This is a genomic window from Streptomyces aurantiacus (assembly GCF_001418335.1).
GTDB lineage: Bacteria > Actinomycetota > Actinomycetes > Streptomycetales > Streptomycetaceae > Streptomyces > Streptomyces aurantiacus.
This window is the reverse complement of record NZ_LIPP01000069.1, coordinates 52,163-63,513: the sequence shown is the minus strand read 5'-3', so window position 1 is coordinate 63,513 and position 11,351 is coordinate 52,163. Positions and strand designations below refer to the sequence as shown.

The window sequence follows — 11,351 nt, the reverse complement described above, 5'->3', positions numbered from 1 at the left end:
TGATCCGTGATCCGTGATCCGCCGTCTGCCGGTCCGCGCGGCAGCCGCCAGTCGGATCACGCGCTGCGTTTTGACTTCGCCGCGGTCTTCTTCGCGGGGGTCTTCTTGGCGGCCGTCTTCTTAGCCGTCTTAGCCGTCTTTTTCGCCGCCTTCGTGGCTGTCGCTTTCTCGGCTGTTGCTTTCGCGGCTGTCGCTCTGCCGGCCGTTGCCTTCTTGGCCGACGCCTTCTTGGCCGTTGTCTTCTTCTTCGTGGGCAGGTCGTACACGTCGGCGTCGCCCTCGCCCTCGCCCCGGGAGGCCCGTGCCTTTTTCACGGACGCCTCCAGAGCGGACATCAGGTCGACGACCTGCCCGGCCGGCGACTCCTGTTCCGGCGCCTCCGGAGGCGCGTGCCCTTCGCGCTTCGCCTTGATGACTTCCGCGAGGGCGTCCGTGTAGTGGTCCTCGAACTCGCTGCCTTGCAGGCCGTCGCGGGTCATGTGGTCGATGAGGGCCCGCGCGCCCTCGATCTCGTCGTCGGACACCTCGACCGCGGTCGGGGCCAGCCCCTGGGGTGAGCGGATCTCGTCGGGCCAGCGCATCGCGTGCAGGACGATGGAGTCGTCGCGGACGCGGAGCAGGCCCAGGCGCTCGCGGCCGCTCCACGCGTATTTGGCGATGGCGACCTTGGCGCTGCGCTCCAGAGCCATCCGCAGCAGCTTGTAGGGCTTGGCCGCGACCTGGCCGTCGGCCTGGAGGTAGTAGCCGTCGCCCACCTGGAGGGGATCGATCGACGCCGCCGGCACGAAAGCGGAGATCTCGATGGCCTTCGCGGTGGGCAGCGGCATCTCCCGCAGCTCCTCGTCACTCACCGCGACGAGGGTGTCCTTGCTGATTTCGTACCCTTTGCCGATCTCGTCCTGGGAGACCTCGCGGTCCTCAAGCTCGCAGTACTTGCGGACGCGGACCCGGCCCATGTCTTCGAGGTGGTACTGGTGGAAGCGGATCGCGTGGTTCTCGGTCGCCGACACCACGCGGATCGGCACGGTCACCAGACCGAAAGAGATGGCTCCTGACCAGACGGTTCGGGGCACGACAAACCTCCGTCAACGGCCCCGAGACCCTCATCGTACGAGCGGCTCCCCGCACCGGCACGTCCACCGTGCCGGCGCGGGGAGCTGCCCCTGGCTCTTCAGAGCGACGGGAGCGACGGGAGCGACGAGGTCAGCAGCTGTCGCGGACCCCGGTGAGGGTGCCCTGGACGGTCACCAGGCGCCGGTCGTAGCACCCGTCCGAGCCGTACAGCCGGTAGCGCTCACTCGTCGTGCCGACGGCATGCCGCTGGTCGCGCGGCACGTTCGCGGTGTAGGTCGCGTCGCCCGCGTAGCTGTCGTCGAGCCGGGACCACGCGGTGCGCCGGCCGCCACGGGTCTCCACGACGGAGGCCCGGTCCCCCAGCGACAGCACGGTCCGCAGCCGGTCGCCCGCTCCGAGTGTCGTGACACCGTCCATGGTGTACGTGCGGTCCGTACGGGTCGTCACGGCGGGCCCGTGTCCGTCCACGGTGACCTTCTCGTCGTCGGTCCAGGTCCCCTTCAGCGCGTCCGCGCTCTCGCCGTCCGTCCAGCGGTGCACGGACGTGGCGGCCAGCTCGCGGTCGACCGTGGTCGTGACACGGCCGTGCGAGGTGTCGACGTACCCAGCCACGGTCAGCCGGTGCCCGGCCCCGGTGTCGAGGCGGTGCTCCGAACCGGGCGTGTACGTGGAGGAGTTCGTGAGGTCGCCGGCCCGGTGTGCGGTGAGCTTCCCGGTGACGCGTGTGCTCTTGGCGTCCTGCCAGACCAGGACGTTCACCGGGGTGCTCCAGCCGCTCTGTCCCTCTGGAACGCCCACCACGGAGACGTCGATCCGGTGCGGACGGCCGTCGTTGAGCAGCCCCGCGAACGGTGTCAGGTCGTACTCGACGGGCTTGATGTCGAAGGCGCGCGGGCCCGGGATCACGTACCAGAGGAAGGGGTTGGACCAGCCGCCGGTCCATACGGTCGGGAACGGTGCCGCGATGCCGGCGAGCTTGCCGTCGACCTCGATCTGCACCTCGCGGTAGGGGCCGTCTCCGGCCTTGCAGGAGTAGGGAGCGGCGTCCGGCACCGTCAGATACCAGTACTCCTCGCAGCCGCCGCCCGACCCTGTGGCGTACACCTCGGCGACGATGCGTTCGCTGTTCCGGGGCGTGGTGAGGGTGCCGTCCTGGAGGGTCAGTACGCGATCGGGGGCCGCCGCGGCCTTGGCCACCGTCTTGGTCGCGGTCTTGGTCGCGGTCTTGGTCGCGGCCGGCTTCTCTGCCGGGTAGAAGGTGAGTGTCACCTTGACGTCGATGATTCCCGTGTAGGTGTCGTCGACGACGTTCCCGATCAGCATCTCGACGTCGTGGCCCTCGCGGAACGTGTCGCCGTAGCGCGTGACGTCCTTCTCCACCGACCACTCGATGCCGTCGGGCGAGGGCTGCGGAGTGGACGTACGGAGGACCTCGACACCGCCGATGTGCAGATAACCGAGCCGGTCGTACTGCCGTCCCTGGACCTTGCCGTCGAGCCGCAGAACGACCTTGCTCCAACGGTCACCGCAGCCACGCGGGGGCGCGTACGTGCCCTTGTAGGGCGTGAAGTCGCGGAACTGCGCCTCGGCGACCGTCACTTCGCAGGATTTTCCGGTGGGGTGGGTGACGGGCGGGGCGGCGGTCAGGGGATCGTGCCAGTCGGTCCCGAACTCGGCGGGCGGGTCGGCGAGTCCGGCGACCGGGATGGCCGGGGCTTGTGGCGGCCGGGCTGCCGACGCCGGGCCCGCTCCGAGGAGGGTGCTCGCCACGAGGGTCGCTCCGGCAAGCATGGACATGAAGATCCGTCTTCTCATGGGCGGTGTTCTACGGGGAGTTAGCCCGGGCCGCAATGCGGCCTCGGCTCGTGACAGGACCCTCGACCGGGCCGGACCTCGCCAGTACCGTGGTGCGACCGGCCGGCGAGGGGGCGCTATGGATCGGGAACGGGGCGACGCAGCACGCGAATTACCTCGGTTCGCTCTCGGCCCTGTGGCAGGCCTGGCGGCCGTCCTGGCCGTCGCCCTGACCGCGCTGTCCGGCCGATACGGTTACCACCGGGACGAGTTGTACTTCCTCGCGGCAGGCGATCACCCGGCGTGGGGATACGTCGACCAGCCGCCGCTGACACCGTTCCTCGCGCGGGCCGCCACCGAGGTGCTCGGGGACTCCACCGTCGGGTTGCGGGTCCCGGCGACGCTCGCCCTCGTCGCCACCGTCGTGGTGGTCGCCCTCGTCGCGCGGGAGTTGGGAGGCGACCGGAGCACGCAGGTGCTTGCCGCCGGGCTCGCGGCCGTGTCCGCACAACCGTTGGCGGTCGGGCACATGCTGTCGACCGCCGGCTTCGACCTGCTGGCGTGGCTGGTGATCTGCTGGCTGGCGCTACGGCTGCTGCGTACCGGTGACGGGCGGTGGTGGCTGCCGATCGGCCTGTGCGTCGGGGCCGGCCTGCTGAACAAGTACCTCGTGGCGCTGCTGGTCGTCGCACTTCTCGCGGCCGTGCTCGCCGTGGGTCCGCGGCGGGTGCTGCGCAGCCCGTGGCTGCTCGCCGGCGTGGCCGCGGCCCTTGTGGTGGCGGCGCCCAACCTCTGGTGGCAGGCCGACCACGACTGGCCCCAGCTGACGGTGGCGGAGGGCATCGGTACGGACGACGGGACCGAGAACCGGATCCTGTTCGTGCCGGAGCAACTCATCTACCTCTCCCCGCTGTTCGTGCCCGTGTGGGTCGCGGGCTGGCTGCGGCTGTGGCGCGATCCGGCGCTGCGGTGGGCCCGGGCGACCGCGGTGGCGTACCCGCTGGTGTGCGTGATGGTTCTGGCCCTGGGCGGCAAGGGGTACTACGTCGTTCCGCTGCTGCTCGTGCTGCTCGTGGCGGGCTGCGAGCCCGCCGTCCGCTGGGCACGGCGGCATGGCCGTACGTGGCCCTCGGCGGCCGTGGTCGCGGCCGTCGCGATCAATACGATGGTGACCTTGCCCGTACTTCCGCAGAGTGCGCTCACCGTGCCGATGGCGCTCAACAAGGAGCAGGGCGAGCAGGTGGGTTGGCCGGCGCTGGCCGACGCAACCGCGCGCGGGTGGTCCGCGATTCCCGCACGTGAGCGGGCGCGCGCCGTGGTCTTCACACAGAACTACGGCGAGGCGGGCGCCCTCGACCACTACGGGCCCGCACGCGGGCTGCCCCGCCCCTATTCCGGCCATATGAGCTACGCCGACTGGGGCCCGCCGCCCGACTCGGCCGACGGACCGGTCCTCGTCGTCCGTCAGGAGGACGCCGACGGCATCGAGCGGTACTTCACCGACTGCCGACAGGTCGCACGCGTGGACAACGGACACGAGGTGGAGAACGAGGAACAGGGCGCGGCGGTGGTGCTGTGCTCGGGAACCACGAAGCCGTGGTCCCGTCTTTGGCCGTCGCTGCGCCACTACTACTGAGGCTTTGCTGCTGGAGGCCTTGGCGGCGGTGGCCCGTAGTGACTGGTGAACGGTGACTGGTGAACGGGTGACTGGTAGCGGGTGACGGGTAGCGGGTGACGGGGTAACGGGTGACGAGGTAACGGGGCTGTCAGGCCTTGGCCTTGAGGTCCGTCTTGTCGCCCATCACCACGACCGGGTGCTGGTCCGGGTCGAGGGTGCGCAGCAGGTACTCCATGCCCGACTTGGGCAGGCTCACGCAGGCCGACGTGCCGCTGCCGTGGTCCATGTGCAGCCAGATACTGCCGCCCTTGGACTGGCCCTGAGGGCGCGTCGGGTCGTTCGGCGAGGTGCCCTTGACGCGGTTGTAGTCGATGGCGATGACGTAGTCGAAGTCGTTCCAGTGCGACTTGGACCAGTAGTGCGGGGCCTGGAAGCCCGCGGACTCCGTGTACGGGAGCTTGGCACCGGGGTCGGCGAGGACGCCGCCCGAGTCGCTGAGCGTGAACACCCCGACGGGGCTGCGCCGGTCGCCCTCGCGGTGGTTGGTCGCCCAGCCCTTCTTGCCGTTGTGCCCTTCCCAACTGCGGGTCTTGTCCCAGGTCGTACCGGACTTGGTGTAGAGGACGATCGTGGAGTCCGCCGAGTCCTTGCCCTGTCCGTAGACGGCGACGACCTGGCGGGATTCTGCGGGTATCTGCTTCTGCAGCTTGTCCCCCACATCGGGGATGCGCTTGAGGTCGACGGTGCGCGCCTGTTCGGGCCGGGACCCGCCGCCCGCCCGCCCGTTGCTCTTCTCGCCGCTTCCGCCGTCCGAGCCGCCGCAGGCCGTCAGGGGCATCACCAGGGCACCGAGGACAGCGGCCACGGCTGTCCGGCGCATCGCACCACTCATTCGCATACCCTCCATCGTCGCACCACGATCCGGACGATCGCGCCCACCCCTCGGCCTACCGGCCATATCCGGGCGGTCCGGGCCGAATCTTTGCCCCACGACGGAAAACCGTTTGCCTGCGGACACGCTACGACGCGAACCTTTCACAGTTTGTTGCCTCTTCCCCCCGTACTACGAGCTCCTGGGACGCCATGCAGATTCAAGACCTTCCGTATCCCGACCCGGGTGTGCCGGACGCACGCTCGGGGCCCCGATTCCTTGTGTGGCTCGGCCGGAATCAGCTCGGCGGACAGCTGAAGGCCCTGCTCTGGGGACTGCTGCACTTCGTGTCCGTGTCCTCGCTGCCCTTCTGCGTCGGCTTCGCGGTCCAGGCCGTCGTCGACCGCTCCGGTGCGCGACTCGCCGCCGCGGGCGGGCTGATGGCGCTCTGTGGAGTCGGTATCGCGCTGGGCGACACCATGCTGCACCGGGCCGCGGTCACCAACTGGATCACCGCTGCCGCGCGCGTCCAGCAGTTGCTGGCCCGCAGGACCGCCGTGCTGGGCTCGGCGCTGACACGGCGCGTCGCGGCCGGCGAGGTCGTCGCGGTCTCCACCGGCGACGTGGAGAAGATCGGCTGGCTCGTGGAGGCCGTCTCGCGGTTCACCGCGGCAGCGGTGACCATCGTGCTCGTCTGCGTCGCCCTCGTCGTCTACCAGCCGGCGCTCGGCATCGTCGTCGCCGTGGGCATGCCCGTCCTGGCGCTGTCGGTGCTTCCGCTGCTGCCCCGGGCCACCCGCCGCGCCGACTTCCAGCGTGAGAAGGCGGGCCGCGCCACGGAGCTGGCCACCGACACCGTCGCGGGCCTGCGCGTGCTGCGCGGCATCGGCGGCGAGGAACTGTTCCTCGACCGCTACCGCCGCGCCTCGCAGGAGGTCCGGCATGCCGCCGTGCGCAGCGCCCGCATGTGGGCGCTGATCTCCGCGATCCAGGTCCTGCTGCCCGGACTTCTGCTGATCGCGGTCGTCTGGCACGGCGTGAACCTGGCTCGCGAGGGCCGGATCACCGTCGGTGAGATGGTCACCGTGTACAGCGCGGTCATGATCCTCTCCTACCCGTTGCGGCACTTCGAGGAGATCGCGATGGCGTACTCCTTCTCCCGGCCGTCCGCCAAGCGCGCGGCGCGGGTGCTGTCGCTGGAGCGGGCCACGGACGGCGAGGGGTCGCGCGAGGCGGTCGTGCCGTCCGGGGACCTGTACGACCCCACGACCGGTCTGCTCGCGCCCGCCGGACGGTTCACCGCCGTGGTGTGCGGCGACCCGGACGCCGCGGGCGAACTGGCCGAGCGGCTCGGCGGTCATACGGCGGACTCCTCGGAGCTGCCGTCTGCGCTGGTCGGAGGCGTTCCGCTCGACGAACTGCCCCTCGGCTCCGCCCGCAGCGCCGTCCTCGTCCAGGACAAGGATCCGGTCCTGCTCTCCGGGACGCTGCGCGAACTGCTCGACGTGCCCGCCTCCGGAGACGTCAGCCCCGAGGAGGCGCTGTCGGCGGCACAGTGCGGCGACGTCCTGGACGCCCTCTCCCAGGGGGCGCCGACCGCGGACGACGCAATGGACGCCCGGATCACCGAACGCGGCCGCTCCCTGTCGGGCGGCCAGCGCCAGCGTCTCGCACTGGCCCGGTCACTGGTCACGGCCCCGGGGGTGCTGGTCCTGGACGAACCGACGTCCGCGGTCGACTCGCACACCGAGGCACGGATCGCCGACGGGATCCGGTCGCTGCGCCAGGGACGCACGACGGTGGTGTTCACCTCGTCACCGCTGCTCCTCGACCGTGCGGACCGGGTCGTACTCGTCCACGAGGGCGAGGTGGCGGCGGTCGGCGTACACCGCGAACTGCTGCACAGCGACGCGCGGTACCGCGTGGTGGTGACCCGTGAGACCGACGACGAGGCCGCCGCGCACGAGCTGACCCATCTGCGGGAACTGGAAGAAATAGAGGAGACGGCATGATCGGCGTGGCGCCACCGGCCTACGACCCGGCGGCCCCGACGACGGCGGAGACCCTGCCCGTCGGCGCCCCCGCGACCGTACGCGCCTACGTGGCCGAACTGTTCCAACGGCATCGCCGGGCCTTCCTGGCGCTCGTCGCCGTCAACACGGTCGCCGTCGTCTCCTCGATGGCGGGCCCCTACCTGCTGGGCTCCCTGGTCCAGCACGTCTCCGACGGCGCGACGGCCGCGCGCGAGCTGCACATCGAGCGCATCGTCGCGCTGTTCGCCCTCGCCCTGGTCGTCCAGGCCGTTTTCGTGCACCAGGTACGGCTGCGCGGGGCCATGCTCGGTGAGCGGATGCTGGCCGACCTGCGCGAGGACTTCCTCGTACGGGCTGTGGGCCTGCCGCCGGGCGTCCTGGAGCGGGCCGGTACGGGCGATCTGCTGTCCCGCATCACCACGGACATCGACCGGCTGGCCAGCGCCATGCGAGAGGCCGTACCCCAGCTGGCCATCGGTGTGGTGTGGGTGGTGCTGCTGCTCGGCGGGCTCGTCGTGACCGCGCCGCCGCTCGCACCCGCGGTGCTGATCGCCGTCCCGCTCCTGGTGGTCGGCTGCCGCTGGTACTTCAGGCGCGCCCCGTCGGCCTACCGCTCCGAGGCCGCCGGTTACGCGGCCGTGGCCGCCGTGCTCGCCGAGACCGTGGACGCCGGGCGCACCGTCGAGGCGCATCGCCTGGCCGCGCGCCGCATCGATCTGTCGGACCGGCGGGTCAGGGAGTGGACCGCCTGGGAGCGGTACACCCTCTGGCTGCGGTCGGTGCTGTTCCCCGTCATCAACGCCACCCACGTCACGGTCCTCTGCTCGGTCCTGATGATCGGCGGGTCCTTCGTCCTCCAGGGCTGGATCGGGGTGGGCCAGCTGACGACGGGCGCCCTGATCGCGCAGATGCTCGTCGACCCGGTGAGCCTGATCCTGCGCTGGTACGACGAGCTCCAGGTGGCACAGGTGTCGCTGGCCCGGCTGGTGGGCGTCCGTGACATCGAGCCCGACGCGGGGGACGGATCGCTGGCGCCCGACGGGCGTGACGTGCACGCCGACGAGGTGCACTTCGGCTACCGGGCGGGCGTCGATGTCCTGCGCAAGGTCTCCCTGGAGGTCGCGCCCGGCACCCGGCTGGCCCTGGTCGGCCCGTCCGGCGCGGGCAAGTCCACACTGGGCCGGCTGCTCGCCGGAATCTACGCACCCCGCTCCGGCACGGTCACCCTGGGCGGCGCGGAGCTGTCCCGGATGTCCGCGGAACGTGTCCGCTCGCACGTGGCACTGGTCAACCAGGAGCACCACGTCTTCGTGGGCGCCCTGCGCGACAACCTGCTCCTCGCCCGTACGGACGCCGACGACGCCGAGCTGTGGGCCGCCCTCGGCGCGGTCGACGCCGACGGCTGGGCGCGGGCGCTGGACGACGGTCTCGACACCGAGGTCGGCTCGGGTGGTGTCTTGCTCACGCCGGCCCAGGCCCAGCAGATCGCGCTCGCACGCCTGGTGCTCGCCGACCCGCACACGCTGGTCCTGGACGAGGCCACCTCGCTCCTCGACCCGCGAGCGGCCCGGCACCTGGAGCGTTCCCTGGCCCGTGTCCTGGACGGCCGTACCGTGGTCGCCATCGCGCACCGACTGCACACCGCCCATGACGCGGACGTCATCGCCGTCGTCGAGAACGGCCGCATCAGCGAGCTCGGCAGCCACGACCAGCTGGTCGTGGCGGACGGCGCGTACGCGGCGCTGTGGCGGTCCTGGCACGGGTGACCGGGCGTCCGCTCCGCGGGCCCGGCGTGGGTCCGTCCGGCGTCGGTCCGTCCTGCGTGGGCGGGCCGGCATCGGGCTGCGGGAGACCCGCTCCTGACCGTGCCGAACTCCCGTCGCGTCCCGCTCGCCGCCCGGCCCGTGGTCGCCGCCCGGTGAGCGGTCCGACCCGCGCGGCCGGGCTCCGTGCCGTTGCGCGGTGTCGAAGAGAGGTGGAAGTGTGGATGTCGGCACCGGCTCGGGGGAACGCCCGGGAACCACCCGGTTCCACGTGTTCCGTACGGGGGAGGCCGGGGCCGAGCGGTCCGCGTACCCGCCGCCGAACGCGGTGACAGCAGGCCGGCCCACAGCACCTGGAGGTACCCGTGGACAGTGCCGACGGATGGGGAGACGATGTCTACCAGCCCGACGGATCCGAGGTTCAGGACGACGCCGGGCTGCTGGACGCCGAGGACACCCTGGACATCGACGGTGTGAGCGACCCTCTGGACCGGGGCTGGTCACCTCCGGAACGCCCCTGGGCGGTGGAGCGCAACGACGTGACGGCGGCCGAGCGGCACCACGGTGAAACCCTCGACGAACGTCTCGCGGAAGAACTTCCGGACATCGCGACACCTGACGGCGACGGCATCGGAGACTCCCCCGACTCGGACGGGGAACCCCTGGACAACGAAGTGGGCACCATCCGCTCCGGACGTCTCGTGGCCCCCGACGAAGGCGCGCACGAGGACGAGGAGAGCGGAGCGATCGCCACCGACGTGGGCATCGACGGAGCGGCGGCCTCGGCGGAGGAGGCCGCCATGCACATCGTCGACGAGGACTCCGTGCCCGGCTGACCCTCTCTCCTCCCCTGCCCTGTCCACGCACCTCTCCCCCACCCCCAGGCAAGGAGCACTCATGCAGCAGGACAAGCACCCCGACTACCACTCCGTCGTCTTCCGCGACCGCGCCGCCGGGTACGCCTTCCTGACCCGGTCCACCGCGGTCAGCGACCAGACCATCGAGTGGGACGACGGCCGGACGTACCCCGTCGTGGATGTGGAGATCTCCTCGGAGAGCCACCCCTTCTACACGGGCAAGGCCAGGACCGTGGACACGGAGGGACGGGTCGCCCGCTTCGAGAAGCGGTACGGCAGCAGCGGGGGCGTGGGCCAGGGCAAGGCGTCGGACGGAGGCGACGCGGCGTGACCCTCCCGGGCCGCGCGCGTCCCGACGGCAGATGACAGCGACACCCAGCGGACTTCGCCCGGCGGCAACGCACGGCGGACCGCCGGGCGCGGCGCGGTCCGGCCGGCCGGCCGACCGCTCCCGTTCCCTCGACGTGACCCCTCAGATGACGTTGAGCGCGGCGGCGCAGCCCACTCCGCCCAGCAGCATGAACACGGGCATCAGCACCTTCAGCTCCACCCAGCTGCCCGCCCTGAACCGCAGCGCCTTCGGCGGCCCGATGGGGTACCAGCGCCTGCGGCCGATCGGTATCGGCCACAGGATCGGGCAGCCCGACACCGTCAACGCGTCCCCGATGTCGTGCACCAGCGCCCCGAGGACGATCGGCAGTCCGAGCCACAGGTACTCCTGGCCCGGCGCCGTGAACAGCCAGTCGGAGCCGTTGCCCGGCTTGTCCAGCACTCCCGCGACGATCCACGCACTGGTCGCGGCCAGCAGCCAGACCAGGACGTCGGCGCTGGAACCACGCGTCGCCCGCCACAGCAGCCCTTCGATGGCGAGCACCATGTGCACGAACAGGAGGGCCAGTACACCCCAGCGGCCTCCCGCGATCGCGATGGCCGATCCCCCGGCACCGATCAGCACCGCCCACAGCCAGGTGTGTGTCAGCGTGCGGTGTCCCCCGGAACGGCGCGGGTCGCCGGGCTTCCTCGTCCCCTTGTAGACCGCGTACGAGAGTTTGTCGACGATCTCGCACAGGCCCCGGGAGACGGGTCCGAAGGCCCGCGAGATGGTGGCGGCCTTGTGGTCCAGATCCGGTGCGAGCGCGGCGCCCGCGCAGATCAGCGCGCCGGTCAGAAGCACCGGCCAGGGCATCGTGTGACCGGCGGCGGCCGCCGCCGCTCCTACGCCCAGCCAGGCCGCAGCCCCGGACAGTGAGTGTGCTGGTCCCATCATCGCCGTACCCCGCCCCATTCCTCTTGTACGGACTGCCAGTTGCCCAAGTGAACCGACACCTGGCCGGCGACACA

The 11,351-nt window shown here is 71.2% G+C and carries 9 protein-coding genes; 5 read left to right on the top strand and 4 right to left on the bottom strand.

Going from position 1 to position 11,351, the window contains the following annotated elements; all coding sequences use genetic code 11:
• Nucleotides 1–56 precede the first annotated feature (56 nt).
• Nucleotides 57–1,073, bottom strand: coding sequence for a non-homologous end joining protein Ku (ku, locus tag AOK01_RS10370; RefSeq protein ID WP_055510653.1), 1,017 nt, complete (start codon nt 1,071–1,073; stop codon nt 57–59).
• A gap of 130 nt (nt 1,074–1,203) precedes the next feature.
• Nucleotides 1,204–2,889 carry a peptide-N4-asparagine amidase gene (locus AOK01_RS10365; protein WP_055510652.1) on the bottom strand — a complete coding sequence of 562 codons (1,686 nt, stop codon included), beginning with the start codon at nt 2,887–2,889 and terminating at the stop codon, nt 1,204–1,206.
• Nucleotides 2,890–3,064: 175 nt separating this feature from the next.
• Here AOK01_RS10365 and AOK01_RS10360 point away from each other — a divergent pair, with 175 nt between their 5' ends.
• Entirely contained in the window at nt 3,065–4,504 is a 1,440-nt protein-coding gene (locus tag AOK01_RS10360; RefSeq protein WP_245702194.1) for a glycosyltransferase family 39 protein, read from the top strand.
• A 130-nt stretch (nt 4,505–4,634) separates the two neighbouring features.
• Here AOK01_RS10360 and AOK01_RS10355 read toward each other — a convergent pair whose 3' ends face one another.
• A complete protein-coding gene (locus AOK01_RS10355) occupies nt 4,635–5,366 on the bottom strand; it encodes a hypothetical protein (protein ID WP_055510650.1) in 732 nt (243 codons plus the stop codon).
• Nucleotides 5,367–5,569: 203 nt separating this feature from the next.
• Between AOK01_RS10355 and AOK01_RS10350 the strand changes: the two genes are divergently transcribed.
• The 4 genes from AOK01_RS10350 to AOK01_RS10335 all read left to right on the top strand — a co-directional run bounded on the left by AOK01_RS10350 (nt 5,570) and on the right by AOK01_RS10335 (nt 10,341).
• Nucleotides 5,570–7,369, top strand: a complete 1,800-nt coding sequence (locus tag AOK01_RS10350) for an ABC transporter ATP-binding protein (protein WP_055510649.1) — start codon at nt 5,570–5,572, stop codon at nt 7,367–7,369.
• Complete coding sequence (locus tag AOK01_RS10345) at nt 7,366–9,156, top strand: ABC transporter ATP-binding protein (RefSeq protein WP_055510648.1); 1,791 nt, start codon at nt 7,366–7,368, stop codon at nt 9,154–9,156. Before AOK01_RS10350 ends, AOK01_RS10345 begins: the two co-directional genes overlap by 4 nt.
• A gap of 362 nt (nt 9,157–9,518) precedes the next feature.
• A complete protein-coding gene (locus tag AOK01_RS10340; RefSeq protein ID WP_055510647.1) occupies nt 9,519–9,989 on the top strand; it encodes a DUF5709 domain-containing protein in 471 nt (156 codons plus the stop codon).
• A gap of 61 nt (nt 9,990–10,050) precedes the next feature.
• Nucleotides 10,051–10,341: a type B 50S ribosomal protein L31 gene (locus AOK01_RS10335; protein WP_055510646.1), complete on the top strand. Its 291-nt coding sequence runs from the start codon at nt 10,051–10,053 to the stop codon at nt 10,339–10,341.
• Nucleotides 10,342–10,482: 141 nt separating this feature from the next.
• Here the strand turns inward: AOK01_RS10335 and AOK01_RS10330 are convergent, their stop codons facing one another.
• Nucleotides 10,483–11,277 carry a metal-dependent hydrolase gene (locus tag AOK01_RS10330; RefSeq protein ID WP_055510645.1) on the bottom strand — a complete coding sequence of 265 codons (795 nt, stop codon included), beginning with the start codon at nt 11,275–11,277 and terminating at the stop codon, nt 10,483–10,485.
• Nucleotides 11,278–11,351: the final 74 nt, after the last annotated feature.